Raw genomic sequence first — 26,789 nt, 5'->3', positions numbered from 1 at the left:
AAACATGGCAAGGTGCCCCCTTAGGCTCCTGCCATGTTTTTTCGTTTACTTATGATGCTTCGATCGACTGTGTACTCACTGTATCTTCATACATCTCTTTATCCAGTTCCCCGTTGACGCGGGCCGTCACGGTTCCTGCCGTCATTGCACCGCTGACGTTGAGCGCAGTGCGCCCCATATCGATCAAAGGTTCAACAGAGATGAGCAGTCCCGCGAGTGCGACCGGCAAGTTCAGTGCCGACAAGACGAGGATTGCTGCAAATGTAGCCCCTCCTCCGACGCCTGCGACGCCGAACGAGCTGATCGCGACGATTGCGACTAGCGTAAGCAGGAACATCGGCTCCAGCGGATTCTGCCCGACAGTCGGCGCGATCATGACCGCAAGCATCGCCGGGTAGATCCCTGCGCAGCCGTTCTGGCCGATCGACAAGCCGAAGGAACCTGCGAAGTTCGCGATGCCGTCCGGAACGCCGAGACGGTTCGTCTGTGTTTTGATCGTCAGCGGCAAGGTGCCTGCGCTGGACCTGGATGAAAACGCGAACAGCAGCGCCGCCCCTGTCTTTTTGACGTAGGTAACCGGATTTAAACCGGATACCGTCAAAATGAGCAGGTGGATGGCGAACATGACAAGCAATGCAACATACGATGCCAGCACGAATTTCCCAAGATTATAAATCGCTCCGAAGTCGCTCGTCGCGACCGTCTTCGTGATGATCGCGAGGATGCCGTATGGTGTCAGGCGCAAGACAATGCGCACGACATTCATGATCAAGGCATACAGCGCATCGATGCCGAGTTTCACGCGTCCCGCCGTCTCTTCATCACGTCCGCGCAGTGCGAGGTACGCAAAGCCAAGGAACGCGGCGAAGATGACGACTCCGATTGTCGATGTCGGACGGGCGCCCGTCAGATCCTGGAACGGATTTGCAGGCAGCAGGTCAAGGATCTGATCCGGCAATGCGCGCCCCGCCATTTCCTCAGAACGCGTCTCAAGCGCCGTTCCGCGGGATAATTCCGCTTCTCCTTGGACAATGTCAGTGGCATCCAGCTGAAATACAGACGCAGACGCAATGCCGATGACCGCAGCGACCGCAGTCGTACCGACCAGCATGGCGAGGATCATCGCAGCCGTCTTCCCGAAATTTTTTCCGACCGTCACTTTTGTGAAAGCGCCGATGATGGAAATGAACACAAGCGGCATGACGATCATTTGCAGCAGTTTTACATAACCGGTCCCGACGACAGAGAACCACGGAACCGTCTTCGCAAGGACTTCGGAATCCGCCCCGTATGTCAGGTGAAGCAGCAGGCCGTACGCGATTCCGAGACCGAGTCCTGTGAAGACACGCTTCGAAAACGAAACCTTCTTGCGGTGCATAGTATAAAGTACGAAGATGAGTGCCAGCATACCGGCAATATTCAATAATAACAGCGATGTATCCAAAGCCATTTCCTCCTATCAGTTTTATAGGAATTACTATAAGCATATTATTCCTATTAGTCAAGTAGGTATTAGGCGTTTTCTGTTTTTCTTTTCCTCTTGCCGTTTTCAGGTATACTGTAAATGGAGACAACCGCCTCATATCTTTTCGGTTTCAACAGATATATGTGCGCACACATAGAGAAATACCTCATACGAAAGGGGGACAGCAAATGGCTCAATATATCAGCATAACGGTAACGGCGATTTTAATCCTCAACATCTTCCTGGCGATCGCCCTGATCTTCCTCGAACGCCGTGATGCCACTTCCACTTGGGCGTGGATTCTCGTCCTGTTTTTCATTCCGTTCTTCGGGTTTTTCATCTATCTGCTGTTCGGCAGGCAGCTTCGGGAAAAGAAGCTGTTCAGATGGGAGGGAAGGCACCGGATTGGGATCGACAAACTGATCGATTATCAGATTGAAGCGATCGAGGATGGCTCGTTCGACTTCCGCCTCGATGATACCGCTCATTACCAGGACATGATTTATCTGCATTTACGAAATAACCACGCCGTCTTGACGCAGGATAACGACGTGCAAATTTTCAACGACGGTGCCGATAAATTCGAAGCGCTCATCGAGGACCTGGAAAATGCGAAGGATCACATCCACTTTCAATATTATATTGTGCGGCTTGATACACTCGGCCGGCGCATCCTGGATATTCTCATCCGGAAAGCGAAACAAGGGGTGAAGGTGCGGGTGCTGTTCGATGATATCGGCTCGCGCGGCCTGCATGTCCGCCACCTGAAGGAATTGACGGACGCAGGAGGCGAAGTCGCGGCATTCTTTCCAGCCGTCTTCCCGCTCATCAACCCCCGGCTGAATTACAGGAACCACCGGAAAATCGTTGTCGTCGACGGGCGCATCGGCTATATCGGCGGATTCAATGTCGGTGATGAATACCTCGGTCTGAACAAGAAATTCGGCTATTGGCGCGATACGCACCTCCGCATCGAAGGAAGCGCCGTCCATCCGCTCCAGACACGGTTCATCCTCGACTGGAACCAGGCATCCGAAAAACATAATATCGAATACGATGACCGGCTCTTCCCCGCAATCCCGCGAAAAGGCTCGGTCGGCATCCAGATTGTTTCGAGCGGACCGGATGCGGAATGGGAGCAGATTAAAGACGGCTACCTGAAAATGATCTTCCTCGCCAAAGAATATATTTATATCCAGACGCCGTACTTCATTCCCGATGTCAGTTTCCATGATGCTCTGCGGCTCGCGTGCCTGTCAGGCGTTGATGTGCGGATCATGATCCCGAACAAACCTGACCATATGTTCGTCTACTGGGCGACATATTCGAATGTCGGAAGCCTTCTGAAGGCCGGCGCAAAGGTCTATATTTATGAAAATGGATTTATCCATGCGAAACAGATTGTCGTCGATGATGAAGTGTCGACAGTCGGCACCGCAAATATCGACGTCCGAAGTTTCAAACTCAATTTTGAAATTAATGCATTCATCTATGACCGCGAGAAATCACACGAGCTTGCGGAACTGTTTGAGCAAGACATTCAGCTATGCACCGAGCTGACATACGAAATGTACGTCAACCGCTCAAGAGGCATCAAGATCAAGGAATCCGTATCCCGTCTGCTTTCGCCGATCTTATAAAAACAAGCATCCTGCCCTTGCCGGGCGGATGCTTGTTTTTTTTATTGATGGATCCCTAAGTATTCCTCAAGGGTGATGTTGCGCTCGTGAATGGCTGTCGCGACTTTCTCCCCGACATAGCGGTAATGCCAGGCCTCGTGCATATAACCTGTGACGCTTTCCTTGCCTTTCGGATAGCGCAGGATAAATCCGTAACGGTGAGCGTTTTCGGAGAGCCATTTTCCGGCTTCCGTGCCTCCGAAAGAAGAGGAAGCCCAGTGCTTCTCATGATTCACTTCCCCGATATCGAATGCAAGGCCGGTCTGGTGTTCGGAATAGCCGGGCTGAGCGCTATAGCGGTCGGCGGCATCTTTTCCATCCTTTTTGACGTACCGGTCATAGAGCGTCACCTGATAGTCGTACGAGCGGTAGGTGCTGAACGCAGTAAGATCAAAGCCTGATAGCTTCGCTTCTGCAGCCATTTTATCGAATGCCGCACGTGCTTCTTTGTTTTCCCCTGGCGCAAACGTACTTGGGAGCGGATATTTTTTATTTGCGACCAAAATGCCCTGAATATACGTCGGCTTGGCTGGCAATTGCTGCCCTTCGATATAGCCGTTATCCGTTTTTGTCCCCGGCTTCTTCGCAGGCGTTTCCGGTTTGTTGCCTGGCTTCTGTGGCTGGGCTGGCTTGGCTGGCTCTTTTACAGGTTCCTTTACAGGTTCTTTTGCAGGCTCCTTTACTGGCTCTTTAGCAGGTTCTTTGGCGGGATCTTTTTCATCAGGCGCAGTCTGTTCCGGTTCTTGCTTCACCGGTTCTTCCTTGCCTGTATCAGGATCTTCCAAAACCGGGTTTTCATCTGCCGGTTCATCTGTCGCAGCAGGCTCCTCTTCCTCCAGGCCCGGTTCCTCGGCTTCCGGCTCCTTAGCTGGCTCTTCCGCCGCCTCTTCCTTGCCAATACCGAACTGCTTTAAACTTTTATCGACGTCCCAGCCATTCAGGCCAATGAACACGACGATCGCCGTCATGACGACAGCAGCGATGGTCAAGATGATGGTCAGCGCTTTTCCCGACTTTCTATGGTGCTTCGCTTTTCGATTCATTCTATATTTGCCTTCCTTCTCTAGCGATAACTATGTAAAATCATAATGGAGCACTTCGGCCCTCTATCAGTCTACCATTATTTTGGGCTCACGTCTTTCCGCGGTCCGATTTTTTTATGCCATTTCTAATGAATGCGAGGGTTACTCTATGAATCAACGTTGGCTTTCCACAGGCTTTTTTGTGTTTTTCTTCACGTGGGGCGTCTTTCTTCCGTATTGGACAGGATGGCTTCACTCCGATAAAGGGATGAGTGTCGCTGCGGCGAGCGTCATCATGGGGGCCGGCATGGTCGCCCGTTCCTTCTCGACTCTGTTCCTGTTCCCTTTCTTGATGAGCCGCACTTCGTATTTGCACGTTCTTAGATGGACGACTGTCCTCTCGTTCCTGCTGGTTCTTCTCTACCTGCCGGATCTATCGTATACATCGCTCTTAATCGTCACAGTCTTTTTCAGCGCTGTATATCCTGTCATTTTGCCTGCTGTTGAAAGCAGCGCGTCCATCTTGATGCAGCAGGGCGGCATCCATTACGGAAAGAGCCGTTCGTACGGTTCGATCGGCTATACGATCGCTTTGCTTATCGTCGGCGCCGCGACAGCCATCTGGAGCAGCTCCGCCATCCTTTATCTGATGGTCATCGGGCTCTTCGGCATGATGCTGTTCTTCCTGCGGGGCGGTCCCGAGGTACTGGCCGCCTCTTCTGGGGGTGCCAGCAAAGCGAAGGGCACTGGCTTCCGGACACTTTTCGCTTCCCGCGGGTTTATCATCGTCATGCTGCTCGGCGTCCTGCTCCAGGGAGCCCATGCGTCCTACTACAATTTCGGTTTCATCTACCTGGAAGATCTGCAGGTGAACGGTTTTTACATCGGCGTCATCCTGAATATCGCCGTGCTGTTTGAAATCCTGTTTTTCACGACGGCAGACCGCTTGCTGGCAAGCATGAAACCGTCGACCATGTTCCTCATTTCCGCGGCCGGCTCGACAGTCCGCTGGGTGCTGATCTATCTGTTTCCAGTCACCTCTGTCTTTATAGGGACCCAGGTGCTGCATGCCGTCTCATTCGGTTTCGCCCATTTCGCATTCATCCAATACATCACGAAGCGGTTGCCGCACTCCCAGATTGCCGCAGCGCAAGGCTTCTATGCCGCTATTGCAATGAGCCTGAGCACGGCTATCCTGACATTTCCCGCGGGCGCCCTTTATGATGTGTCGCCGGGAATAGCATTTCTCGGCATGACAGTCTGCACGGTTCCCGCTCTCCTCATCGCTTTCTTCAAGCGAGATTTGATTGACAGATAAACGCAACGTCAAAAAGGACGTTCTCCGCCGCAATCGGTTCCGGGAGAACGTCCTTTTCATTCACAAAACAATCATGATAAAAATGACGACAAACGCAGCTGCGAAGAAGATCGCGAGCCAGCGCATCCACTTCGATTCCCGCTCCAGCCCCTGCCTTTTGAAAGACACGGAACGCAGCAGATTCGTCATGGTGAACAAAGCCATCATTGATAAAATCGCAAAATCCAAATTCAGCTTTATGATAAAAAACAGCGCAGCGAGGGCTGCGAGGGCAATCCCCGCGCCAAGCGCCTTTTTGGCATCCATCACCAGCATTCCCTCCAAAAAAGGCTGGAGACGGATCTCCAGCCTTCCAACTATCATTTCTTTTCTTGAACGCCCGGCGTGATTTCCTTGTAATAGAACTTACGTCCGAGATATGTCTGGAACACAAGCAATGCCCCGCTGACTGCCCAGTAAAGCGGAAGTGCGGCCATCGCTTTGAAAGAGATGAACATGATCATGATCGGTGACATGTAGATGAACATCTTCATCTGCTGCTTCTGCTGCTCCGGCATCGTCCAGAGCGATACACGCGCCTGCGCAAAATACACAGCACCCGCAACGAACATCATGATCAGATCCGGCTTCCCGAGTGTAAACCAGAGGAACTGATGATCCTTCACTTCTGGCGGTGCGTAGAGAATGGCAAAATACAAGCCCATGATGATCGGCATTTGGATGATCAGCGGCAGACAGCCCAGGTTCAGCGGGTTGACGCCATGCTTTGAGTACAAGCCCATCATTTCCTGCTGCAACTTCATCTGCTCGTCCTTATCCTGCTTGTCACGTGCCACTTTGATCTTCTTCTGGATATCCTCCATCTCCGGACGGAGCGCATCCATCTTCACTTTCATCTCCTGCTGCGACTTGTAGTTCTTCAGCATGAGCGGCATGAGGATGAGGCGGACAGCGACCGTGATGAGAATGATCGCTAGACCATAGCTTCCACTAAACGTTTCGCCTAGCGTATGAAGCAGCCACTCCATCGGTCTCACGAAAATACTATAGAATGTACCCTCTTTATTCTGCACTCCTGAACAGCCGCTCAGGAAGACCGCAGCGGTCATTAAAATCGTGACCAATCCAATTCGTTTCTTCAATGATTTCACCCACTAATTCAAACTACTGAAAATTATACAGGAAACCCTCCCCCATTACCAATGTTTCCTCCCGTCCTTTCTGACCTTCTGGTGAACAGAAAGAGTGATCGACTCACCCGCCAGTTCACGCCCTCGCAGCGCCAATAAACAATTAGACTGAAAGCCATTCTCTTCACGCCGCTCCACCAAAAAACGCTTCCGCAGATCGGAAGCGTTTTAGCGTCATTATTTTACTTGCTTGTCTGATTTGCTCAGATCTGCCGATGGATGCTTAGGCAGGTCCTCATCTGTTTTCTTCTGGTCTTTGTCTTCATCCGCTTTCTCATCCATGCCAGTCAAATCAGCGGTCTGCTGTTTCCGGTAAAGGCCGTCCTCTTCGGAATCCTTCGATTTATCCTGGACTTCCTGGTTATAGTAGTGGACGCTTGTCTGCGATCCTTCACTCACCATTTTATTGTCTTGCAAGTCGTATGGATCGGAGTGGCCCGGTTTGACCGCATCCGACCGGTTTAATTTTTGTGATTCCACAAACGATTCGACTTTCGTTTTCATGTTGTTGAAAGCGACTGCCGCTTTATCCCTGTTTTCCTTTTTGCTGAAATACGCATATGCACCTGCTGCAAGGCCTGCAAGCAGCAATCCGTTCCCACGTTTACGTGCCATGCCAATCACTCCTTCACTTATAATCGAACTAGTATAGAATGAGTATACCCTATCCATGACAATTAAAAACTTCCAGTCCCCCCACCACCAGTTGAGCATGTAACTTTTAAAATAACTGAAAACTATATTTCATTATGGTTACAATCGTAGTCGCCGTGCCAAAAATTTGCTATGATAGCAGAAAGGATAGCTGAGGTGACAGAGACATGATTCGACCGATGACGGCCGGCGATATCGGCCATGTGCAGCGAATTGCGCGCGCGACTTGGAATGACACATATCAAGGCATTATTCCGGAAGAGATTCAAACTGATTTTCTGAAGCGTTCCTATTCGGACGCCATGCTTCTGAAGCGGATGGAGAAGACGGATGTCCTCATTGCCGAACAAGACGGTGTGCCGATCGGCTTCCTCAATTACACGAGGGAAGACGAAGACGGCGACTCGGAATTGACCGCGATGTACATACTTCCGGAATATCAGCAGGCGGGCTATGGCAAAAAATTGATGGAATACGCATTGTATTCATTGCGTCAGGCAAAACAACTCTTCGTCTATGTCGACGGACGGAATGAAAGCGGACGGGCCTTCTATGAAAAGCAGGGCTTCGAACTGCTTGATGTCTTTCATGAGTATTTTGAAGGATACCCGGTTGAAACTGCACAATACGTCTATACGATCAATGAACCTGTCCTCGTTTGAACGGATGCCCTTCCACTCGGGAGGGTCTTTTATATGGGAAAACGCCTTCCAGCCTGATTCGGCCGGAAGGCGTTTTTTTGCACATCCGTCAAAGCGGGCGCATCGAGTCGGAATCGCCTTCTGGATATGGCGCGTTTCCGTACTGCGTGTCTTGCAATGGCGGTTTTTTCGTGAAGCAAAGGATACCCGCGATGTAGAGCAGAATTGACGGCAAGGTAAGGATTCCTGCAAACAGGCCGGCAATGATGAATAGGATGCCCGCAAGCTTCGCGTTCTTATTGTTCCAGATGTTGACGATTCCGATGATGTTCAAGATGATGCTGATGATCATCGCGATGATGAGTAACCAGATGAAACCGCCCATCATATCGATGATGTTGAAAAACAGGTCCACGTCATCCATGCTGAGGGCCGGGTCTTCCAGCAGGGATGCCGTCATCTCCTCTTTGAATGCCGGGTCGTTCTTCAGCATGTTGAAGATGGCGACGCCCAAAAATCCGAATATGGTGCTGATCGCCGTCAAAACGACGGCTATGATGGATAATACCTTTTCCGCTGTGCGGTTCATGAGATGCACACCTTTCTTCTCTAAAAATTCGATATACCCATTATACGTGATAGGCGTCCTGAAGTTTCGTTTTCACTACATTCAGGAGGAACGTTTCATATTTTCAGAGCCGGGGTATATCAAGACTAGTAGAAATTTCACCTATGAAGGCGAAAGGAGAGCATGGAAATGGGGAGAAAACTATCATTTACTCAGACGGACATGCTTTACACCGTCGCGGGCGCATCTGTTTTGACCGGAATTGTTTATGTTGTCACTCTTGCATGGGGACTTTGATTTGGCACTCATATATATGAAAAAGGGCGATCCCATGATCAGGATCGCCTTTTTCTTATGCCTTGATATCGTCGTACTCTTTATACCGCTCAAACGCCGTGACGACATAGGAGCAGACCGCTTCCATTTTATATCCCTTTTCCCGGGCATATTCCGCAGCACGGTCGAGCAGCTGCTTCGCGACCCCTTGTCCGCGCAGATCTAGCGAGACGAATGTATGGTCCATCACCATGACATCCCCGAGCTGCGTCCATGTGATTTCCGCTTGTGTGCTTCCGTCTTTCTTCGATTGGAATGCAAAGGCATCCCCGCCAAGTTCGACAAATTCAAAATCCATGCCACTCACTCCTTATCGCGTTTCCGGGCAGTCATTCCGCCGTCCGGTCCATTCAGTGTACTGGCTTTCCAAAAGCATTGTCAAAGGATTCAAACGGCATCAGTTGAACCAGGATTTGATCGAATCAAACAGATCGGCGAAAAATTGCTTCACCTTTTCCCAGAAGCCCGGGTCGATTTCACCGATTTTATCTTTGATCTTCGCTGCCATATCGTTCAGCTGGTCGGACAGTTTGCTGAAATCGATGTCGAGGTTCCGGATCCGGTCCATCAAGTCGATCAGCAACTGACGGTCCGCATCGCTCAATTCGATCTTCAGGTTTTTCAGCTGTTCATTGACGATCTTTTCAACATCCTCTTTCGTGGCCGGCTTGTTCTCCGCGATCTCTTTCTTGATCTGCGTCAAAAGTTCTGCCACTTTGTCCTTGTCGATGCCATTGCCTGAGAACCGGGTCGCGAGGTTCAACTCATCGTTCGCGACATCCGTCCGTTCCGTATCCAGCGTTTCGCCCGATACTTCATATGCTTTGTAAATGCCGACAAGCGCGGAATGGCCTGTCACCGCTTTCGGCGACGCCACTTCGACGACCGCATCCTCGACACCCGCCGTCAGCATGGCAGTCGCGTACATATCCGCAGTCACCTGCGTGATGTTGTCAGGCGTGACGATGGAAATCTGCAGTCCCTTGCCCGCTTCTTTTCTTGTAATCTTGGCGGACGAATACATGCGCGCTTTCGGATCGCCGTCCTTGATATACTTGACGAGATCCGAGCCGTCGACGAGGATCTCCTCCACTTCCGCCTCCTGCTCGACGCCAAGACTCTTTTTCACGCTTTCTTTCTCCGTATCCGATAGATTCGCCCCATACACGACAATCGGCACACCGAGTTTCTCATCTATCGCCTTCTCCGCTTTTACAGTGGAACCTGCAAACACGCCAAACACCAGCAGAAATGCGGCTGTCATTGCCAATAATCGTTTCATAGATGGCACCCCCTCTTCATCTATCGATTAGTACGATTTGGAAATCAAAAAGGTTCCCCGCACTTATTTCAGTTGTGTCCAGCCGTCTTCCTGCTTGATCCGGCCTTCTTTCATCAGCTTGCCGAGCGCACGCTTGAAAGCCGCTTTGCTCATGCCGAACATCTCTTGGATTTCGTCAGGCGAAGACTTGTCGCCAAACGGCATCTTGCCGCCGACCTCCGACAGATAACCGAGGATCTGCTCGGCATCCGGCCCAAGCCTGTCCTGCTTCCTTGGCAATAAAGAGCCGTTCAGCGTTCCGTCGTCTCGCACGCCAATGATACGCACATCGACTTCTTCTCCAAGCCGAGGTTCGCGTTCCCGCTCGTCGCGGTGGACAAATATACGATACAGTTCGTCTTCGCTCAGCAGGAATGAGCCTACGGGGAGAAGACGGTAAGGGCGTGCCTGCACATTTTTGTTCATCAGTTCGGCAGGTGCCGATCCAATCAATTCCAGCACCCGTTCCTCTGTCGCCAGGCGGCCGAAAATATTGCCGCCCTGGTCGGTTCGGAGTGTCATGAACAACCGGTCATCGATCTGCGGCCAAAGTGATTTCAGCCGCGGAAGATCCGCCCGGTTCACGAGCACTTCGAACGATGAGCCGATATCGATGAAAGCCCCTTCCCGGTCGTCAAGCCGGATGACCCGGCCCCAGCCGAATGACTCGCATGTCACGCTCGGCAGATTGCCGGTTGCAGCAAGCTCCCCTCTCCGGTTGCGGTACAGGAAGACATCCACGCTGTCTCCTGCTGCCAATTCCGGATCCGCCTCCGATTTGTTCAGAAAAATTTCCGTATCGCCTCCGTCAAGCACCCACCGCGAGCCTTCTTCCCGTACGATGGTCATCGTCACTGTATACCCTGATTGCAATTGTTCCACATCAATCGTCCTTTCCATCATGCAGGCGGATGGCCGCGTGCATGTGATTGCAAGTGCGCCGCTATATCACACTTGCCGTTCTTTCAACTTCCTTACAAATTCCGTGTCTTCCTCCATCGCTTCCACAAGGTCCGTGATCCGGTCCATCGCATTCCAGCTCAGATGATGCTCGATCCCTTCGACGTCCGTGTAGATATGCTTCTCCTCCACCCCGATGATGCGCAGGAACTGCTCCAGCAGCGCATGCCGATGGACAAGTTTCTTTCCGAACTTCAATCCTTTTTCCGTCAGTTCGAGGCCCCGGTATCTCTCATAGACGAGATACCCTTCCTTATCGAGACGCTGCGCCATCTTCGTGACGGAAGACGGAAGCACCTCCAGGGCCTCAGCAACATCAGAGACGCGCGCTTCCCCTCTGGATTCGTATTGGAGATAAATCTGTTCAATGTAATCTTCCATGCTTGGTGTCGCCAATGTGTCACCCCTTCCTAGCCGCTCTGAATGGTTGCCCGCATCCCCTCCGGTTTACCGCTTCTTCAAAAGGGGTATTATTTTTGTACCACCAAATAAAGGAGTGAATGCAAAAATGGGCAAAATATTATGGTTCATCATCGTACTCGTACTAGCTTTTTGGCTCATCGGATTTGTCATGAAAATCGGCGGCGGCCTCATCCACTTATTGCTTGTTGTTGCCGGTATCCTATTCGTCATTCAACTATTGACAGGACGAAGGTCCATATAGCATGTAAAGGATGCCCTCATGCGGCATCCTTTTTCTATGCTGCCGGCAGAGTTGGATCCGCCTCATGCATCTTCTTCTATTTTCGCATAAATACACGTATTACGTAACTGTTTACCATCCGCTGATAAGGAATCGTTCCGCAGGACTCCTTCGAGCGGGTAGCCGGCCCTCTCCGCGACCGCCCGGCTCTTTTCGTTTTCCTCATCACACCGGATCTCCACCCGCTTCGCTCCAAGCTCCTCGAAGGCAAAGGACGTAATGCGCCGGGCAGCTTCCGTCATATAGCCTTTCCCCTCAAACTTCTCATCTAACCAGTAGCCGATCTCAAATTTCGGGATGGTCCAGTCGATGCGGTGCAGGCCAGAGGAGCCGATGAATTCGCCTGTCTCTTTCAAGAACAGGTGAAGCCGGAGATCTTCCCGTAGAATGAATGCAGCAATCGCTTTGCGTAAATTTTCTTCCGCCGCATGCAGATCATACTCCGGCGTCGCCCATGGCATCCATGCAGAAAGTGAAGCAAGGGAACGCTTCACGGCATTCCACACATCCAGCGCATCGCCCATCTCCGGCATCCTGATGAGCAGCCGCTCGGATTCGAAGACTTGCGGAAAGTTCGGGATTCCTTTCGGGCCGGCATTCTCCGCTCGGTCATCTTCCCATTCCACTGGCGTCGTCGTGCCTTCCAGAAAATCTTCCCGCGTCATTCCATATGTAACCGCATCATAATACGAGCCTTCTTTCGGAGAAAACCAAGCTTTCCGCAAATGGGCCTCTTTTACAAAACCAGCACGTTCAAACGTCTTCCGCATCGCCAGATTATCCTGGCGCGTGTGGCCTTCCAGCCGGATTTTCCCTTCCGGCATGCCAAAGACATATTCCGTCACAAGCCGGAGCGCGGCCGGTCCGTAGCCGAAGCCGCGGTACCGGTCCGCAATCCTGAGGTCGAACAACGGGATTTCATCCTGCAGATCATACAGTTTTACAATGCCGACAATATCCTCTTCGTTGTTCAGCACCCAAAATGTCTTTACTTCATCAGATTCATATCCGCCTTCTTCAATCGTCTTCTCGATCAAGTCCCGTTCCGGATGGGCATTTCCATGGAACGGCCACGTGTTTGTCGTCAAAAAATGGATGAGCTGCTCCTGTTCCTCCATCGTCCATTCTCGTAATTGCATTAGAATTCCCCCATTCATCACTTCTGGATGCGCATCAGCCGCAAGGAATTCAAGACAACGAGCAATGTAGCACCCATGTCAGCGAAGATGGCGATCCAAAGCGTCAACCATCCCGGGATGATCAACAGCAAAGCTACAATTTTTAATCCTAATGCAAACATAATATTTTCTTTGATGATACGCAATGTTTTTCGGCTTAATTTCATTGTATACGGCAGTTGATCCAAGTCGTCCGCCATAAGTGCGATATCGGCTGTTTCAAGAGCCGCGTCCGTGCCTGCACCGCCCATGGCAATTCCTACGGAGGAGGCGGCAAGCGCCGGTGCGTCATTGACGCCGTCGCCGACCATGGCGACCCGGCCGTACGTTTCTCCAAGTTCTTTAATTGCCATCAATTTCTCATCCGGCATCAGCCCCGCACGGACATCAGTCACCCCGATCTTTGCAGCAATGGCATTCGCCGTCGCTGCATGGTCACCCGTCAGCATGACCGTATGCCGGATGCCCGATGCCGCAAGCCCTTTCAGCACCGCTTCGCTTTCTTCCCGCACTGGATCCGCTACAGCGATCAGTCCGCTGTAATTGTCTCCTTCAGCAATCGCCATGACGGATTTCCCTTCATCCTGAAGCTGTTTTGCATGCAAAACCGCCTCCTGAGGCGTTTTCGCAATTTCTTCGATCCATGTAAGGCTTCCAATGGACACCTTGACGCCGTCCACTACGGCATATGCCCCTTTTCCTGTGACAGACTGGAAATCAGACGCCTCCGCATCGATGGTCTTCTTCGCGCGTGCATACGACACAATTGCATTCCCAAGCGGGTGCTGGGACATCGACTCCACTGCAGCGATGCGGCTGAGCAGCTGTCCGCAGCCGGCTTCATCCACCGCAACGAAATCCGTCACTTCAGGATACCCTTTCGTCAGCGTCCCTGTCTTATCGAAAGCGACCGCATCGATCCGGCCCATCTCCTCGAGATACACGCCGCCTTTGATCAGCACGCCGCGCCGAGCTGCATTGCCGATTGCCGTGACAATGGCGACAGGCGTCGAGACGACAAGTGCGCACGGACAACCGACGACCAGAACCGCAAGCCCCTGGTACACCCACTCATGCCACGCCCCTGTGAATAACGGAGGAATGACGGCGACGAGCAAGGCGACTCCAATGACAGCCGGGGTATAATATTTCGCGAATTTATCTACAAATTTCTGGGAAGGTGCTTTTTCTGCCTGGGCCTCTTCCACCAGATGGATGATTTTTGCGATTGTCGTATCGTTGACGAGCTTTGTAACCCGGATTTCGAGGGCACCTTCCTCATTCAGTGTCCCCGCAAACACCTCGTCCTCCGCTCTCTTCACCACAGGCACGGATTCCCCTGTGATATTCGCCTGGTTGACAGTCGATTGCCCGGACAGCACGATGCCGTCCATAGCGATCTTCTGTCCCGGTTTGACGAGTAGGACATCGCCGATCCCGATCTCTTCTGTGGCCAGTTCTACAAGTTTCCCGTCCCTCTTCACAAAGGCGGTCGGCGGCGCAATATCGACCAGCTGCTGGATCGACTGGCGCGCTTTATTCATCGAATACGCTTCAAGCGCTTCGCTCACAGCAAACAGGAAGACGACAACAGCCGCCTCTTGCCATTCTCCTATGATTGCTGCCCCGATGATCGCAATCGTCATGAGCGTCTTCATATCAAAGTCGAGGCGCACAAGATTCTTGATGCCTGTGATGAACATCCCTGTTCCGCCGACTACAATGGCAGCAGCATACAGCGCGGTGCCCGTCTGATCCATCCCATAGCCGTGCGAGACGATCAATCCTGCCAGCAGGAAGAGCAGCGACAGCCCTGTTACAATATTCTCCTTGCGCTTGAAGAAAGGCGTTTTCTTCTCGATCCGGCGTGCACCCGCCGGCATGACTTTGATGCCGTCGAATGCGCCGGCCGCCTCGAGTTCCGAAAGGCTGGCATCTCCCATAACGGAGAGTTTCGAAGCACCGAAGTTCACCTGGGCATCTTGCACTCGCGGCAGGTTCTTCACATTGTTCTCAAACTTCGCCGCACAGTTGGCGCAGCTCAAATTGATAAGTCGATATTCCGTCCTTTCGAACGCTTTTTCCATTTCATCACCCCTCAGCCGCGTGTTCATGCGAAATTCTCAGCAAATCGTATACATGATCATCCGCAAGCGAATAATAAACCATCTTCCCTTTACGCTCCGACTTCGCCAGCCCATGATCCCGCAAGTAGCGCAGATGATGCGAAGCCGTCGCATTCGACGAGCCGATCACCGCTGCCACGTCACAGACGCACATTTCCTTCTCCACGGTTAACGAATAGGCGATTTTCAGCCGCGTCTCATCTGCGAGCGCTTTAAAAATAAGTGCCATTCCAGCTATATCGGGCATCATGCGCCGGGCATTCTCCACAACATCATCGTGGACATTGATCACTTCGCACATATCCTGGTTCACTTTATATTCCCCCTTCATTCAAATGCTCATTTGATTATACCTATTGTATGCATTCGAATTCTCTTTTGCAAGGATAATCAAACCGGCATTTGAATATAAATTTCCGCTTCTGCAGAAGGGGAATTCATTTCCATACCGAACAAGAGTAAGGAGCAGTAGATCAGAAAGCGGGTGCAGAAGATGGAACATGGAAAATGGAATGCGATCACAGATGTCCCCGGCGTGAGAGTCGGGCATGTGACACTTGACGAAGACCGCGGAGATGCATGCATACGCACCGGCGTGACAGCGATCCTGCCACACGGCGGCAATCCCTTCGAACAGAAGGTGTCCGCGGGGCATTTTGTCCTGAACGGCTTCGGCAAAACAGCCGGCCTCCTTCAAATCGAGGAACTTGGCCTGATCGAATCACCGGTCATGCTGACAAATACGCTCAGCGTCGCCTCGGTGCTCGAGGGGACGCTGCGGCATATGCTTAAGGAGAATCCTGCCATCGGCGATACGGCAGGTACTGTCAATATCGTCGTAGGCGAATGCAATGACGGCTACTTGAACTCAATCAGGGAGTTGGCGGTGAAACCGGAGCACGCCGAAGAGGCGATCCGGATTGCAGAAGAGGGACCGGTCGCACAAGGAGCCGTCGGTGCCGGCAGAGGGATGGTCTGCTTCGGGGCAAAAGGAGGGATCGGCACGTCTTCCCGCGTCGTCACGCGCAGCGAGGAGCGCTATACGGTAGGCGTGCTGACACTGACAAACTTCGGCGATACCGAAGAATGCCTGATCGATGAGTGGCTCAGGAGGAACGGGAAAACGGCACCGGCTGCAGCACCGGAAAACGGCAATCATGAGGAAAAGCCGGACGGGTCAGTGATCATCGTAGTTGCAACGGATGCCCCGCTCGACAGCCGGCAATTGACCCGCCTCGCGCGACGGGCGGCAATCGGTCTCGGACGGACAGGAACAAATGTGCATAACGGCAGCGGTGATATCATCATCTCCTTTTCAAATGCCCAGCTGACAGAGCATAAGAGCGACAGCCCGGTCGAGCGGCGTATGCATATACGCGACGATCACCCGCTCATGAAAGACTTGTTCGTTGCAGCGATCGACGCGACGGAGGAGGCTGTCTTCCAGTCACTCCTCCATGCGGAGACAACGGATGGACGACTCGGACGCGTAGTAAAGGCCTGGCCGAAATAAAAAGAAGGAGGCGGATGATCAGTCCGCCTCCTTCTCTTCTTTTCCTTTATGGAGCACATCGTACAATTCGTCTTCAGTCGAGATGTCAGCGAGCTTTACCCGGGAGCGATACGCCGCCCGGATGATCAAGTGGCCTGCGACAGGTGCTGTCAGAAAGACGAAGACGATTCCGAGCAGCAGCCGCACACTGATGAAATTCTCTTTGGAGAGGAAGTAAATGAAAGCGCCCGACAGCGTCAGCAGCACCGCAAGCGTGGAACTTTTCGTGGCTGCATGCGACCGCGTATACACATCCGGCAGCCGAATCAGGCCGAAGACGCTGATGACGCTGGCGATTCCGCCTGTCAGGATCAGCAGTGCCCCGATATACTCACCGATTTCGTCTACGCTCAACGATGACCCCCCTCTCGATGGATTTTGAAAACGCGATAGTCCCGATGAACGAAAGGATCCCTAAAATGAGGATCGCTTCGAGATACGCCTTCGTATTCATGATGACGGAATAGGCGGCAATCGTCGCAATCAGGTTCACCCCGATGACATCAAGTGCAATGACCCGGTCCGGCATCGACGGTCCGAGAATGATCCGGATGACAGCGATGCCGATCGCGATGGCGAACAGGATGATCGAAACGGCCAATATGATAGTAATCATTCAGCGGGTCACCTCCTTGATCGCCTTCTCAAAATTCCGCAGCTGTTTAAGCAAACCTTCCCGTGATTTCTCGACATCCATTGCGTGGATGAACAGAACATTCCCTTCCGGAGACACTTCCATGACGACCGATCCCGGGGTCAAGGTGAGCAGCATCGACAGCATCGTCACTTCCACCTCGCTCCTCAGTTCGGTCTCGTATTTGAAGATTCCCGGCTCGATATCAAGTTTCGGGCTCAAGATCTGGCGAAGCACGATCGCGCTTGATAATGTCAATTCCCAGATGAAGATGTACAGCAGTTTGATGGATGCATACAGACGCCTCAAGTAAAACTGGTTGCCAAAGAAGCGGTGCATCACAAAGAGGATGGCGATCCCGACGATGAATCCGGTGAGAAATGTCGTGAACCGCAGTTCATCCTCATCCATTAGCGTCATCCACAGGAAGGCGATGAAAAGGTTCAATAATAATTGGGCAGGCATCTACTCGTCACCTCTTTCCGGGCGGCATGCAAGCGGCCGCCTGTTCATTCCGAAGGACCTTCATTTCCCGGCAGGACAGCATCAATATAAAGGCCGGGTTCCGATAGTGTTCTCGCCGCATCCTCTACATAAGGGGATATGAATTCCGCCCCGAGTCCGATTGCTGCCGTCAGCACTCCTAGAAGGACAATCGGCACAGCCATCCCTTTCGTCATCGGCATTTCATCCTCTTCACTCATGATCGTCTCCCCCCAGAAGCAGTTCATGAAGATGCGCAGCAGTGAATAGAGCACGAACAGGCTTGAGATGAACCCTGCCCCGAGCAGTACAAAAGCACCCGCTTCTATCGCCCCTTCTCCGATGAACACCTTGCCAATAAATCCGCTGAGAGGCGGGATGCCGACGAGTGACAGAATCGATACGAAAAAGAGCCAGCCAAGTACCGGATAGTTGCGGATCAACCCGCTCATCCGGCTGATGCGTGATGTCCCCGCCAGGTAGACCATCGTTCCGCCGGCCAAAAACAGCAGCGCTTTTGCGACCATGTCATGGATCAGATAATAAACAGCCCCCTGGAAAGCCATATCGGTAGACACCGCAAGCCCGATCATGATGAAACCGACAGAAATGACGACATTATAGGAGATGATCTTCTTCACATCATCGGTTGAAATCGCCCCGATGCTGCCCCCGATCATCGTCAGCAGCGCCATTAGGCCGATGAGCGTATGTGTCACATCCGGCTGATGATGAAAAATCAGCGTAAATACGCGGAACATCGCGTACATCCCGACTTTCGTCAGCAGGGCGCCGAACAGCGCTGCAACCGCGGTCCGCGGCACGCTGTAGGATCCCGGCAGCCAGAAGTAAAGCAGGAGCCCCGCCTTCAGGCTGAACACGAGCAGGAACACAAGACTGACGACTGTCAGCATCGGCCCTTGGCCCGCCTCCCCCACCCGCACGGCGATATGCGCCATGTTGAGTGTGCCGACCGTTCCGTATAAATAGGCGATCGCAAGTAAAAAGAACCACGAGGATAACACGTTGATCGCTATGTATTTGATCGATTCGGCCAGCTGGACTTTCCGGCCGCCGATCGCAATCAAGGCATATGAGGAAAGAAGCATGACCTCAAAGCAGACGAATAAATTGAAAATATCCCCCGTGAGGAAGGAACCATTCACGCCCGCGACAAGGAAAAAGATGAACGGGTAAAAGAATTTCGACTCCAACTCACGGCTCGTCGTCGCAAACGCATAGATCAGCAGGATTCCAGTAATGATCGAAGACGTCACCACAAGCAACAGCGCAAAAGAATCCGCGACGAATGAAATGCCATGCGGAGGCAGCCACCCGCCAAAATCAAGCCGCAGGATGCCGCCCTTCCTCACCCGTTCCAGCAAATAAGCGGAAATACCGGCCGTCAAGACGATGGATAGCAACGCCAGAAGCCGCTGCGCCCCCGGCCTGTTTGTAAGAAATACGAGAAGGATGGCAGTCAGAATCGGGGCGACCATCGGCAGGACAAGCAGATTATTCATCTTCATCCCCCCGCAGCATGCTGAAATCATCCGTTCCCGTTTCCTGATAGGTCCTATACGCCAGGACGAGCAGAAACGCGGTCACCGCAAAACTGATGACAATCGCAGTCAAAATGAGCGCTTGCGGCAAGGCATCCGTATAATTTCCCTCCGGCAATCCTTCCCCGATCAGCGGAACTCCGCCCCTTTTCAACCCGCCCATCGTCAATAACAGGAGATGGATCGCATGGGAAAGGATGGCCGACCCTAAGATGATGCGTATCATGTTCTTGGACAGCAATAAATAGACCGCCACCGCCACAAGCACACCGACAAGTAATGTAAGTAATGTTTCCATCGCTACACGTCCTCACTAATGCTTAAGATGATGGTCACGACGACCCCGACAACCGTCAGGGCCACTCCCGCCTCGAACACGATGACCGATGCGATTTCCGTGTCTCCGAATATCGGCAGATCTGCATGGCGCACGCCCTGTCCGAGGAAACTCGAACCGAACAGGACAGAGACAATCCCTGACCCAACCGCAAGCAGCACGCCGAATGCGGCCACTTTCTTGAAATCGAACGGAATCCCTTTATGGATCGTTTCGATATCGTTGACGAGGTACATGAGCACGAAAGCCGATGACAGGACAAGCCCGCCGATGAAGCCGCCCCCCGGCTCATGATGGCCGGACAGGAACAGTTCCACGCCGAACGTCAAGATGATGAAAACGACAATCTTCGAAACTGTTTTCAGAATGACATCATTGATCTCCAACGTCATTGCCCCCTTTCCGCCCTTTCAGCTTGATCAGCGTAAACACGCCGATCCCCGCAATGAACAGCACGACCACCTCGAGCATCGTATCGAATGCACGGAAGTCGCCGAGAATCGCATTGACGATATTCCGTCCGCCCGCCAAGTTGTAAGCATCCTCGAAAAATGAGGAGACCGAATCGAACAGCCGGTTGCCTTGCACAATGAGTGCCATGATTGTCACAACTGCGCCCGCTCCGGCTGCAATGAATATATTCGTGATCTTTTTCGACTTCTTCACATTCTCTTTCTTCCAGTCAGGCAGGAAGTAGAAACAGAGAAGGAACAGGACAGTCGTCACGGACTCGACGACAATCTGTGTAAGCGCGAGATCGGGTGCGCGCAGGAAGACGAAGAGGACGGCGATCGAATACCCGAGGACGCCGTTCAAGATGATGGCCGTCTTGCGCGATTTCGCGAAGAGGATGGCAACGCCCGCAAGGCCCATGACCGAGACGATGACGTACTCATTGACCGTCACGCTTGCCCCTCCCGAGAGATCGATCCGCGGGAAGCCGATCCATAGGATGCCGCCCCCGATCGTCAGGATGAAGAAGACGAAGATATACGTGAAATAATCCCGCAGATGCCCTGTCATATACCGGTTTGTCAGCAAGGTCGACATGCTCTCCATCTGTATTTGCGCCGTATTATAAAGGGAATCGAGATTCCAGCGGAGCGGTCCGAACGAATAGATGCGCCTCCATCTTTCCAGCAGCCTGTACAAGACAACGCCGAAGACAATCACGCCCGCCGTCAGAAGAAGCGGCATGTTGAATCCGTGCCAGGCCGCTATTTCTGGAACTAGCTGAGACTGGCCGCTGTACATTGGAAAGACTGCTTCCATCGCCGGCGACAACACATAAGTCCCAATAAGATTCGGGAAGAAGAAAATGCCGACGACAAAACAGGCAAGGATGAGCGGCGCAATATGCATGCCAAGCGGAGGCTCATGCGCTTCGCGGATCACGCGCTCCGTTTGCGGCTTTCCTAAGAATGTCCGGAAGACGATGATCATCGAATAGACGAATGTGAGTACACTTGCAATCCAGGCGACGACCGGAATGATCAAGGACAGGGACTGGTCTGACAGGAAGTCCTGCTGCCTGACGAGCAGCGTGGCCTCAAAGAACATCTCCTTGCTCAAAAATCCGTTGAACGGCGGCAAACCCGCCATCGAAAAGCTGCCGATGAGCGCAATCGTAAACGTCAGCGGCATGAACGACATCAGTCCGCCGAGGCGCCTAATATCACGTGTTCCAAGCTCATGGTCCACAATCCCGACGACCATGAACAAAGCACCTTTGAATGTCGAGTGGTTGATCAGATGGAAAAGGCCTGCAAATGCCGCCGCAGTGAACAGAAGAGCATCCGCCTGATCGATTTCCCGCAGGGCGGCAGAACTGATACCGAGCAGGCTCATGATCAGGCCCAGCTGGCTGACCGTCGAATAGGCAAGCAGCGCTTTCAGATCCGTCTGCCGAATGGCGTTGAATGACCCCCAGAACAAGGTGAAGAGACCGACGCAAGTCACGGTATAGAACCATCCCGGCTCTGCACCGAACACTGGCGTGAAACGGGCGACCAGATAAATTCCCGCCTTGACCATTGTCGCAGAATGCAAATATGCACTCACCGGCGTCGGAGCTTCCATCGCGTCCGGAAGCCATATATGGAACGGGAACTGCGCGGACTTCGTAAAGGCCCCAAGAAGCACAAGCACCATCGCCGCGATGAACAGCGGCTCCTCATGCAAGGATGCGGATGCGGCGATAATGTCCCGAAGGCTGAATGAACCTGTCAGAAAGTGGAGCATCAGGAAGCCAGCGAGCATTCCCACTCCGCCCGTCACCGTAATGAGCATGGACTTTTTCGCCCCGTAGCGGGACTGTTTCCGGTGGTACCAGAACGCAATCAGAAGGAACGAGGAAATGCTCGTCAGCTCCCAGAACACGTACAGCACCATCAGGTTATCCGAAAAGACGACGCCGAGCATCGCGCCCATGAACAGCAGCAGATAGACATAGAAACGCCCGAGCGCTTCACGTTCGGATAAATAGTATATGGAGTAAAGGATGACAAGACTTCCGACACCTGTAATCAGCAAGCCGAAAATCATACTGAGGCCATCCAGATATGTAGTGAAATTGATCCCCGCGGAATCAATCCAGCGGACAGTATATGTATAAGTGGCGCCCCGGGCAATCTGCGGCACGAGGTAGGCAAGCAAGCCAAACAGCACTGCAGGCACAAACAGCACGAACCATCCGATCCGCTTGCCTGGGAAGCGTTTATATAGAAACGGGACAAAAATTGCCATGAGGAAAGGGAGAAAAATCGCGAATAGAACAATCAAAATAAAGAGACCTCCATTTCACATTTTGGTCAGATTATAAGTTGCACGGATTAACTTGACTACTGGCAGCGCACGATGGATAATAGGGAGCCAAAGGGCATGATGCTTGAATTGCGCGTCCCTATCCGCTAGACTGGCTCCGGTCTGCTAGACTCGAGCGAAAAAATCATTTCAGAGGTGAATTCCGTCATGGTTAAAGTGAAAGGCCGTATGGATGAGAGCATTCTTGTCTGCGTGTATTACGGTCCAAACGGCGAACGGCTCATCCGGCGGGGGCATAAAATGGCAGCTATTATGGATTGTCCGATGTATATCCTGACAGTCGATCCGCTGCCGGTCGATGAGTTCGATGCAGAGAAATCACAATACATCAATGAGTGGCGTGAACTTGCCGAGGAACTGGATGTGGACTTCATTATCCGTGATAATGAAAAGCGCCCAACCGCAAAAGTGATCAAAGAAGTTGCCCATCAGCATAACATCACTCAAATTATCATCGGGCAGACAGCGCAAAGCCGGTGGGAGGAGATCACTAAAGGGTCGTTCCTCAACGTTCTTCTCCGCGAGATCACATTCGTCGATCTTCATGTCGTCTCAGTCGCCCGCTATATCAAGGATGAAACCGAAGGCCTGTTTGAAAAAGGGGTGCGCGCCTATCTAATAGAGGATGGCAGCGGCTACCGGGTCGTCTTCACCCTTTCAAAAGATGCAAGATTCGAAGGCATCTTCTTCAAAGAGACCGGCACCGATTTCAATAACGGCATCTTCAAGTTCATGCACAACAATCACATGTGCAAGGTGGAGATCATCGACGACTGCGTCGCCGATGCGTCCAAAATCAGCTGTAAAATCGAACTATGACATATGCTCAAACGGCGGACGGCCCTTAACGGGTCATCCGCCTGTTTTTGTTTCCATTTTACTGTTCTGTTTCTTCTCCGACAATTTTCACTTCAAGTTCCAGTTCCACGTCAAACTGATCCTTCACCGTCCGCTTCACCAGCTCGATCGTCTGGATGTAGTCTGTCGCCGTGGCGTTCTTCTTATTGACGATGAACCCGGCATGCTTCGTAGACACTTCCGCGCCGCCGAATCCCTTCCCTTGCAAGCCGCAGTCTTGGATCAATTTTCCTGCATAATAACCGGGCGGACGCTTGAAAACACTGCCCGCTGAAGGATACTCGAGCGGCTGCTTCGACTCCCGCTGGAATGTCAGGTCAGCCATTTTCGCGTCAATCGCTTCCTGATCGCCAGGCGTCAGTTCAAAATCTGCCGACAAAACGTAATAGCCTTCTTTCGCTATGATGCTTTTCCGGTAACCGAGCTCCAGTTCCTCTTTCGACAAATCGAAAATTTCCCCACTGCGGTCCATGACAGTACACTTGACGATGATGTCTTTGATCTCGCCGCCGTAGGCACCTGCGTTCATCGCCATTGCCCCGCCGACTGAGCCTGGTATGCCGCATGCAAATTCGAACCCCGTCAGGCCTGCAGCCCCTGCCTGTCTCGAGACGTCGATGATATGGGCCCCAGCTTCTGCATGTACGGACGTGCCTTCAATCCGGATTGCATCGAGTTTCGGCAGATGAAGGACGATCCCCCGCACGCCGCCATCCCGGACTACCATATTCGAGCCATTGCCGAGCAAGAGGAGCGGGACTCCGTTCTGAGCGGCATATTTGACGATTGTCTGCATTTCATCAACTGTCTCGGGTATGGCAAGCAGATCCGCCGCACCGCCCAGCTGCGTTTTCGTATACGTGTATAAAGGTTCATCGAGGCGCAGGGCACCCGTTGTCAATTCCTGACTCAGTTCCTCAAACCATGTATGCTTTGTCATCCAAACACATTCCTTTCCAGTAAGAGAGCTCTCGCCTTCGTTGATGGAGGCCATCATTTACGGAAGTGGTGGGGGCCCCCCCTGTTCCTTCAGAATTGGGGCTCCATCATATAAGTATGCTTGGAATCAGGATTTTTGACAAGAGATTGTTCTCCCTGCCCGCTTCTTCGCGTTCCACTTGTTACATTGAACAGCTGCCGCCTTCGCAAGAACCGCCTTCATCTTCACCGACCACCTTGAATGCCGGCAATCCCTCTTCCTCGGCCGCTTGCTTCAGCGCCTGTTCAAACACTTCTGCAGGCTGCGCACCTGAGATGGCGTACTTCCGGTTGATTACAAAAAACGGAACGCCTCTCACACCGAGCTGGCCCGCTTCTGCGATATCATCGCGTACATCCTGCGCAAACTCATCCGAATCAAGCATCCCGGCAGCACGATCCCGTGAAATGCCTGTTTCCTCAGCGATCCGGAGAAGGACATCCCGGTTGCCAAGCGCTTCACCGAGCGTGAAATGGCCTTTCAGGAGGCGCTCCGACATAGCCGCTCCCTTGCCTTCCTGCTCCGCCAGTTTCGCAAGGCGATGGGCATTGAACGTGTTGGCGACTTTCATGTCATCCGTGTTGAACGTCAGTCCCGCAGCCGCTGCCTGCTCCGCAATATTTGCCATCATGCCTTTCGCCTCTGCCTCGCTCACGCCGAATTTCGCTGCAAAGCCTTCCACTGATGGCTTTTCTGTATCCACAGGAGTGGTTGGATCCAGCTGATACGCTTTAAAAACAAGTTCCGTCCTCCCTGAAAATCCTGTTGACTTCAACGCATCCTCCAACTTCTTCTTGCCGATATAGCAAAACGGGCACACATAATCCGACCAAACTTCAATTTTCATATCCTCATCACCTTTCTACTTTCAATTTTAAATTTTATTCAAGATGGCAACAATGTATATGCTTACCTTATTTTATTTGCAAAGAGGAGATGGAAGTTGATGCTATTCAACTCACTATGGCTGGACACCGCCTACCCCCGTGAACATTATCCCGCGGTCACAGCCGATTTAAAATGCGACGTGTGCATCGTCGGCGGCGGTTTAAACGGTTTGGCGAATGCATACTTTCTGGCGAAGGAAGGCAAGAACGTCATTTTAGTAGAAAAGGAAATGATCCTGGAAGGCGCGACTGGCAACACAACTGGCAAATTGACCGTCCAGCACGATCTTGTCTATGCCGATCTTATAAAGCATTTTGGCCGTGAAGGTGCCAGAACTTATTATGAAGTGAACGACGAGTCGATCCGATTTGCCGCTTCCCTTTCGGAAGGTGATGAATTCCGCTTGGCCGATTCGATTTTATTCTCAAATACGGAACACGGTACGAAACAGCTGCAGGATGAAAAATGGGCGTACGATGAACTCGGGATACCGGGAGAGCTTGGCTGGAATTCGGAACTGCCGATCAAGATGGACGCCACACTGACCATCGCACATCAAGGCCAGCTGCATTCCGTCCGCTTCGGACAGCATCTCGCCGAGCTCGCTGTAAAAGCGGGAGCTAAAATCTATGAACATTCCGATGTCCGCTCGATGGATCTCAAAAAACGATTGCTATTCATGCAATCATCCCACGTCATCGAATTCAGCGAACTCGTCCTGTGCACCCATTATCCGATCGAAGCGCTGCGCGGCCTCCAGGTGATGAAATTAGTCGTCGACCGATCCTATCTCGTATCCGCAAAAGCCGATATGCCGCTCAAAGGGCAATACCTGTCCGTCGACCAGCCTAAGCGGTCCATCCGCACAGTCGCCATTGACGGACGAACGTATTTCCTGCTCGGCGGCGAAAGCCACAAGGCGGGCATGGAAAAGGACACGCAGCCGAGGTACGACAAACTTGCGCACGAACTGCGCTCAATCTATAACCTGGAAACCGTCACCAACGGCTGGTCTGCGCAAGATCCGTCAACCCCGGATCTCGTGCCATATGCAGGCCCGATCGATGCGAGCCTGCCGTATGTCTATATCAATACAGGCTTTCGGAAGTGGGGCATGTCCAATTCCCTCGCTGCGGCCCGGATTGTTTCCGATCATATCGTCGGACGCGAAAACAAAGCAGCCGCCCTGTATGCGCCAAGCCGCACAAATTTCGGATCCTTCATGGTACAGGCGCTCCGGACCACCGGACTCGTCATCAAAGAATTCGCGGGCGGCCACCTGACGCGCACCGATTCACCCATCTGCACGCATATGGGCTGCCGGACACGCTGGAACGCCGGCGACGAAACATGGGACTGCCCGTGCCACGGCTCACGTTTCCGGAAAGACGGCTCCGTCCTCGAAGGCCCCGCCACCCGCCCGTTAGACCTGCCGTGAGAATGCAGAGAGAGCGGCTGTTTAGCCGGCACAGCGATCCAGTTAACCCGAGGAACGATCCATTTAGCCGGCAC

General features: G+C 52.4%; 29 protein-coding genes. 7 read left to right on the top strand and 22 right to left on the bottom strand.

Annotated features, from left to right (window positions below; genetic code table 11):
* Window positions 1-49 precede the first annotated feature (49 nt).
* Complete coding sequence (locus tag ACZ5FK_RS12100) at window positions 50-1,408, bottom strand: L-cystine transporter (RefSeq protein ID WP_464807426.1); 1,359 nt, start codon at window positions 1,406-1,408, stop codon at window positions 50-52.
* 245 nt (window positions 1,409-1,653) lie between these two features.
* Between ACZ5FK_RS12100 and cls the strand changes: the two genes are divergently transcribed.
* Entirely contained in the window at window positions 1,654-3,105 is a 1,452-nt protein-coding gene (gene cls / locus ACZ5FK_RS12095) for a cardiolipin synthase (protein ID WP_464805152.1), read from the top strand.
* A gap of 41 nt (window positions 3,106-3,146) precedes the next feature.
* On the opposite strand, the gene ACZ5FK_RS12090 is transcribed toward cls, so the two are convergent.
* Entirely contained in the window at window positions 3,147-4,187 is a 1,041-nt protein-coding gene (locus ACZ5FK_RS12090; protein WP_464805151.1) for a M15 family metallopeptidase, read from the bottom strand.
* Window positions 4,188-4,335: 148 nt separating this feature from the next.
* Here ACZ5FK_RS12090 and ACZ5FK_RS12085 point away from each other — a divergent pair, with 148 nt between their 5' ends.
* A complete protein-coding gene (locus tag ACZ5FK_RS12085; RefSeq protein WP_464805150.1) occupies window positions 4,336-5,484 on the top strand; it encodes an MFS transporter in 1,149 nt (382 codons plus the stop codon).
* 60 nt (window positions 5,485-5,544) lie between these two features.
* On the opposite strand, the gene ACZ5FK_RS12080 is transcribed toward ACZ5FK_RS12085, so the two are convergent.
* The 3 genes from ACZ5FK_RS12080 to ACZ5FK_RS12070 form a co-directional block, all read right to left on the bottom strand.
* A complete protein-coding gene (locus ACZ5FK_RS12080) occupies window positions 5,545-5,790 on the bottom strand; it encodes a hypothetical protein (RefSeq protein ID WP_464807425.1) in 246 nt (81 codons plus the stop codon).
* Window positions 5,791-5,843: 53 nt separating this feature from the next.
* Complete coding sequence (gene yidC, locus ACZ5FK_RS12075; protein ID WP_464805149.1) at window positions 5,844-6,626, bottom strand: membrane protein insertase YidC; 783 nt, start codon at window positions 6,624-6,626, stop codon at window positions 5,844-5,846.
* A 225-nt stretch (window positions 6,627-6,851) separates the two neighbouring features.
* Window positions 6,852-7,289: a hypothetical protein gene (locus ACZ5FK_RS12070; RefSeq protein WP_464805148.1), complete on the bottom strand. Its 438-nt coding sequence runs from the start codon at window positions 7,287-7,289 to the stop codon at window positions 6,852-6,854.
* A 206-nt stretch (window positions 7,290-7,495) separates the two neighbouring features.
* Between ACZ5FK_RS12070 and ACZ5FK_RS12065 the strand changes: the two genes are divergently transcribed.
* Window positions 7,496-7,990, top strand: a complete 495-nt coding sequence (locus tag ACZ5FK_RS12065; protein ID WP_464805147.1) for an N-acetyltransferase family protein — start codon at window positions 7,496-7,498, stop codon at window positions 7,988-7,990.
* A gap of 88 nt (window positions 7,991-8,078) precedes the next feature.
* Here the strand turns inward: ACZ5FK_RS12065 and ACZ5FK_RS12060 are convergent, their stop codons facing one another.
* The 5 genes from ACZ5FK_RS12060 to mntR form a co-directional block, all read right to left on the bottom strand.
* Window positions 8,079-8,558, bottom strand: coding sequence for a DUF4064 domain-containing protein (locus ACZ5FK_RS12060; protein ID WP_464805146.1), 480 nt, complete (start codon window positions 8,556-8,558; stop codon window positions 8,079-8,081).
* Between the two features lie 331 nt (window positions 8,559-8,889).
* Complete coding sequence (locus ACZ5FK_RS12055; RefSeq protein ID WP_464805145.1) at window positions 8,890-9,171, bottom strand: GNAT family N-acetyltransferase; 282 nt, start codon at window positions 9,169-9,171, stop codon at window positions 8,890-8,892.
* 99 nt (window positions 9,172-9,270) lie between these two features.
* Window positions 9,271-10,155, bottom strand: a complete 885-nt coding sequence (locus ACZ5FK_RS12050) for a DUF1002 domain-containing protein (RefSeq protein WP_464805144.1) — start codon at window positions 10,153-10,155, stop codon at window positions 9,271-9,273.
* 63 nt (window positions 10,156-10,218) lie between these two features.
* Complete coding sequence (locus ACZ5FK_RS12045) at window positions 10,219-11,076, bottom strand: CvfB family protein (protein WP_464805143.1); 858 nt, start codon at window positions 11,074-11,076, stop codon at window positions 10,219-10,221.
* A 66-nt stretch (window positions 11,077-11,142) separates the two neighbouring features.
* Complete coding sequence (gene mntR, locus ACZ5FK_RS12040) at window positions 11,143-11,550, bottom strand: transcriptional regulator MntR (RefSeq protein WP_464805142.1); 408 nt, start codon at window positions 11,548-11,550, stop codon at window positions 11,143-11,145.
* 112 nt (window positions 11,551-11,662) lie between these two features.
* On the opposite strand from mntR, the gene ACZ5FK_RS12035 reads away from it, so the two are divergent.
* Window positions 11,663-11,818: a lmo0937 family membrane protein gene (locus ACZ5FK_RS12035; protein WP_464805141.1), complete on the top strand. Its 156-nt coding sequence runs from the start codon at window positions 11,663-11,665 to the stop codon at window positions 11,816-11,818.
* Between the two features lie 62 nt (window positions 11,819-11,880).
* Here the strand turns inward: ACZ5FK_RS12035 and ACZ5FK_RS12030 are convergent, their stop codons facing one another.
* Genes ACZ5FK_RS12030 through ACZ5FK_RS12020 form a run of 3 tightly spaced genes read right to left on the bottom strand, consistent with a single transcriptional unit; the run spans window position 11,881 to window position 15,474 of the window.
* Window positions 11,881-12,996, bottom strand: coding sequence for a GNAT family N-acetyltransferase (locus tag ACZ5FK_RS12030; protein ID WP_464805140.1), 1,116 nt, complete (start codon window positions 12,994-12,996; stop codon window positions 11,881-11,883).
* A 17-nt stretch (window positions 12,997-13,013) separates the two neighbouring features.
* A complete protein-coding gene (locus tag ACZ5FK_RS12025; RefSeq protein ID WP_464805139.1) occupies window positions 13,014-15,122 on the bottom strand; it encodes a heavy metal translocating P-type ATPase in 2,109 nt (702 codons plus the stop codon).
* 4 nt (window positions 15,123-15,126) lie between these two features.
* Window positions 15,127-15,474 (bottom strand): ArsR/SmtB family transcription factor, encoded by a 348-nt coding sequence (locus tag ACZ5FK_RS12020; RefSeq protein ID WP_464805138.1) that lies wholly within the window; start codon window positions 15,472-15,474, stop codon window positions 15,127-15,129.
* A gap of 180 nt (window positions 15,475-15,654) precedes the next feature.
* Here ACZ5FK_RS12020 and ACZ5FK_RS12015 point away from each other — a divergent pair, with 180 nt between their 5' ends.
* Window positions 15,655-16,674 (top strand): DmpA family aminopeptidase, encoded by a 1,020-nt coding sequence (locus ACZ5FK_RS12015; RefSeq protein ID WP_464805137.1) that lies wholly within the window; start codon window positions 15,655-15,657, stop codon window positions 16,672-16,674.
* An 18-nt stretch (window positions 16,675-16,692) separates the two neighbouring features.
* Here the strand turns inward: ACZ5FK_RS12015 and ACZ5FK_RS12010 are convergent, their stop codons facing one another.
* Genes ACZ5FK_RS12010 through ACZ5FK_RS11980 form a run of 7 tightly spaced genes read right to left on the bottom strand, consistent with a single transcriptional unit; the run spans window position 16,693 to window position 22,474 of the window.
* A complete protein-coding gene (locus tag ACZ5FK_RS12010) occupies window positions 16,693-17,067 on the bottom strand; it encodes a Na+/H+ antiporter subunit G (RefSeq protein WP_464805136.1) in 375 nt (124 codons plus the stop codon).
* On the bottom strand, window positions 17,045-17,329 hold the full coding sequence (locus ACZ5FK_RS12005) for a Na(+)/H(+) antiporter subunit F1 (RefSeq protein ID WP_464805135.1): 285 nt from the start codon (window positions 17,327-17,329) through the stop codon (window positions 17,045-17,047). Before ACZ5FK_RS12005 ends, ACZ5FK_RS12010 begins: the two co-directional genes overlap by 23 nt.
* A complete protein-coding gene (locus tag ACZ5FK_RS12000; RefSeq protein WP_464805134.1) occupies window positions 17,330-17,812 on the bottom strand; it encodes a Na+/H+ antiporter subunit E in 483 nt (160 codons plus the stop codon).
* 44 nt (window positions 17,813-17,856) lie between these two features.
* Window positions 17,857-19,353 (bottom strand): Na+/H+ antiporter subunit D, encoded by a 1,497-nt coding sequence (locus ACZ5FK_RS11995; RefSeq protein WP_464805133.1) that lies wholly within the window; start codon window positions 19,351-19,353, stop codon window positions 17,857-17,859.
* Window positions 19,346-19,690 carry a Na(+)/H(+) antiporter subunit C gene (locus tag ACZ5FK_RS11990; protein ID WP_464805132.1) on the bottom strand — a complete coding sequence of 115 codons (345 nt, stop codon included), beginning with the start codon at window positions 19,688-19,690 and terminating at the stop codon, window positions 19,346-19,348. The genes ACZ5FK_RS11995 and ACZ5FK_RS11990 overlap by 8 nt, the downstream gene beginning before the upstream one ends.
* Window positions 19,691-19,692: 2 nt before the next feature.
* The gene (locus ACZ5FK_RS11985; RefSeq protein ID WP_464805131.1) at window positions 19,693-20,115 is read right to left on the bottom strand and encodes a Na(+)/H(+) antiporter subunit B; all 423 of its coding nucleotides are present in this window, start codon (window positions 20,113-20,115) and stop codon (window positions 19,693-19,695) included.
* Window positions 20,102-22,474 (bottom strand): Na+/H+ antiporter subunit A, encoded by a 2,373-nt coding sequence (locus ACZ5FK_RS11980; protein WP_464807424.1) that lies wholly within the window; start codon window positions 22,472-22,474, stop codon window positions 20,102-20,104. Before ACZ5FK_RS11980 ends, ACZ5FK_RS11985 begins: the two co-directional genes overlap by 14 nt.
* 225 nt (window positions 22,475-22,699) lie before the next feature.
* Here ACZ5FK_RS11980 and ACZ5FK_RS11975 point away from each other — a divergent pair, with 225 nt between their 5' ends.
* On the top strand, window positions 22,700-23,371 hold the full coding sequence (locus ACZ5FK_RS11975) for a histidine kinase (protein ID WP_464805130.1): 672 nt from the start codon (window positions 22,700-22,702) through the stop codon (window positions 23,369-23,371).
* Between the two features lie 58 nt (window positions 23,372-23,429).
* Here the strand turns inward: ACZ5FK_RS11975 and murB are convergent, their stop codons facing one another.
* The gene (gene murB, locus ACZ5FK_RS11970) at window positions 23,430-24,350 is read right to left on the bottom strand and encodes a UDP-N-acetylmuramate dehydrogenase (protein WP_464805129.1); all 921 of its coding nucleotides are present in this window, start codon (window positions 24,348-24,350) and stop codon (window positions 23,430-23,432) included.
* Between the two features lie 181 nt (window positions 24,351-24,531).
* Window positions 24,532-25,236, bottom strand: a complete 705-nt coding sequence (locus ACZ5FK_RS11965) for a DsbA family oxidoreductase (RefSeq protein ID WP_464805128.1) — start codon at window positions 25,234-25,236, stop codon at window positions 24,532-24,534.
* Window positions 25,237-25,335: 99 nt separating this feature from the next.
* Between ACZ5FK_RS11965 and ACZ5FK_RS11960 the strand changes: the two genes are divergently transcribed.
* Window positions 25,336-26,715 (top strand): FAD-dependent oxidoreductase, encoded by a 1,380-nt coding sequence (locus ACZ5FK_RS11960; RefSeq protein ID WP_464805127.1) that lies wholly within the window; start codon window positions 25,336-25,338, stop codon window positions 26,713-26,715.
* Window positions 26,716-26,789 lie beyond the last annotated feature (74 nt).

The organism is Sporosarcina sp. GTC18466, from assembly GCF_055389225.1.
This window is presented reverse-complemented; position numbering and strand designations above follow the sequence as displayed.

Excerpts from the sequence above, each read along its gene's own strand:
- ACZ5FK_RS12100 (WP_464807426.1), bottom strand. The coding sequence starts at position 1,408 with ATGCTGGCACTCATCTTCGTACTTTATACTATGCACCGCAAGAAGGTT.
- cls (WP_464805152.1), top strand. The coding sequence starts at position 1,654 with ATGGCTCAATATATCAGCATAACGGTAACGGCGATTTTAATCCTCAAC.
- ACZ5FK_RS12090 (WP_464805151.1), bottom strand. The coding sequence starts at position 4,187 with ATGAATCGAAAAGCGAAGCACCATAGAAAGTCGGGAAAAGCGCTGACC.
- ACZ5FK_RS12085 (WP_464805150.1), top strand. The coding sequence starts at position 4,336 with ATGAATCAACGTTGGCTTTCCACAGGCTTTTTTGTGTTTTTCTTCACG.
- ACZ5FK_RS12080 (WP_464807425.1), bottom strand. The coding sequence starts at position 5,790 with ATGGATGCCAAAAAGGCGCTTGGCGCGGGGATTGCCCTCGCAGCCCTC.
- ACZ5FK_RS12070 (WP_464805148.1), bottom strand. The coding sequence starts at position 7,289 with ATGGCACGTAAACGTGGGAACGGATTGCTGCTTGCAGGCCTTGCAGCA.
- ACZ5FK_RS12065 (WP_464805147.1), top strand. The coding sequence starts at position 7,496 with ATGATTCGACCGATGACGGCCGGCGATATCGGCCATGTGCAGCGAATT.
- ACZ5FK_RS12060 (WP_464805146.1), bottom strand. The coding sequence starts at position 8,558 with ATGAACCGCACAGCGGAAAAGGTATTATCCATCATAGCCGTCGTTTTG.
- ACZ5FK_RS12055 (WP_464805145.1), bottom strand. The coding sequence starts at position 9,171 with ATGGATTTTGAATTTGTCGAACTTGGCGGGGATGCCTTTGCATTCCAA.
- ACZ5FK_RS12050 (WP_464805144.1), bottom strand. The coding sequence starts at position 10,155 with ATGAAACGATTATTGGCAATGACAGCCGCATTTCTGCTGGTGTTTGGC.
- ACZ5FK_RS12035 (WP_464805141.1), top strand. The coding sequence starts at position 11,663 with ATGGGCAAAATATTATGGTTCATCATCGTACTCGTACTAGCTTTTTGG.
- ACZ5FK_RS12030 (WP_464805140.1), bottom strand. The coding sequence starts at position 12,996 with ATGCAATTACGAGAATGGACGATGGAGGAACAGGAGCAGCTCATCCAT.
- ACZ5FK_RS12025 (WP_464805139.1), bottom strand. The coding sequence starts at position 15,122 with ATGGAAAAAGCGTTCGAAAGGACGGAATATCGACTTATCAATTTGAGC.
- ACZ5FK_RS12015 (WP_464805137.1), top strand. The coding sequence starts at position 15,655 with ATGGAACATGGAAAATGGAATGCGATCACAGATGTCCCCGGCGTGAGA.
- ACZ5FK_RS12005 (WP_464805135.1), bottom strand. The coding sequence starts at position 17,329 with ATGATTACTATCATATTGGCCGTTTCGATCATCCTGTTCGCCATCGCG.
- ACZ5FK_RS12000 (WP_464805134.1), bottom strand. The coding sequence starts at position 17,812 with ATGCCTGCCCAATTATTATTGAACCTTTTCATCGCCTTCCTGTGGATG.
- ACZ5FK_RS11995 (WP_464805133.1), bottom strand. The coding sequence starts at position 19,353 with ATGAATAATCTGCTTGTCCTGCCGATGGTCGCCCCGATTCTGACTGCC.
- ACZ5FK_RS11990 (WP_464805132.1), bottom strand. The coding sequence starts at position 19,690 with ATGGAAACATTACTTACATTACTTGTCGGTGTGCTTGTGGCGGTGGCG.
- ACZ5FK_RS11980 (WP_464807424.1), bottom strand. The coding sequence starts at position 22,474 with ATGGCAATTTTTGTCCCGTTTCTATATAAACGCTTCCCAGGCAAGCGG.
- ACZ5FK_RS11975 (WP_464805130.1), top strand. The coding sequence starts at position 22,700 with ATGGTTAAAGTGAAAGGCCGTATGGATGAGAGCATTCTTGTCTGCGTG.
- murB (WP_464805129.1), bottom strand. The coding sequence starts at position 24,350 with ATGACAAAGCATACATGGTTTGAGGAACTGAGTCAGGAATTGACAACG.
- ACZ5FK_RS11965 (WP_464805128.1), bottom strand. The coding sequence starts at position 25,236 with ATGAAAATTGAAGTTTGGTCGGATTATGTGTGCCCGTTTTGCTATATC.
- ACZ5FK_RS11960 (WP_464805127.1), top strand. The coding sequence starts at position 25,336 with ATGCTATTCAACTCACTATGGCTGGACACCGCCTACCCCCGTGAACAT.